This window comes from Vibrio sp. TH_r3, assembly GCF_033101115.1.
Lineage (GTDB): Bacteria > Pseudomonadota > Gammaproteobacteria > Enterobacterales > Vibrionaceae > Vibrio.
In genome coordinates, this window is record NZ_JAWMPW010000091.1 from 1 (window position 1) to 488 (window position 488).

Consider the following 488-nt stretch of genomic DNA (forward strand, 5'->3'; position numbering starts at 1 on the left):
GCAGAGCAAGGTGTAACCATTGTCGTCATTTCGAGTGAATTACCTGAAGTCATGGGTATCACCGATAGACTTTATGTGATGCGAGAAAACGAAATTTCTGCTGAATTCTTGCGCCATGAATATAGCGAAGAAAAAATATTATCTAAAGCATTCCCCGAGAAGGAGATTACCGTATGACGGCTCTTAATAAACCATTGAACGTTGAATCAAAAAATGAGGATTCAATTTTGAAACGAATCAGAGGAAGTGAGAATTTCAATATTATCGTTGTGTATATTATATTGTTTATCTCACTGTCGCTGTTCGTCCCGTATTTTTTCTCTGCTCGAAATATGCTCGGTCTTGGCTTGTCAATTTCCCAGATAGGAATGGTAGCTTGCACAATGATGTTCTGCTTGGCTTCCAAGGATTTTGATTTGTCTGTTGGGTCTCAAGTAGCCTTCTATGGTGTACTTACGGCGTTAGTCGTAAATGCGACCGGAAGCTTT

The 488-nt window shown here is 39.8% G+C and carries 1 pseudogene; it reads left to right on the forward strand.

The features are described from left to right. Window positions 1-173: 173 nt before the first annotated feature. Window positions 174-488: pseudogene (gene araH / locus R3X26_RS18925) on the forward strand (L-arabinose ABC transporter permease AraH); the annotation flags it as partial.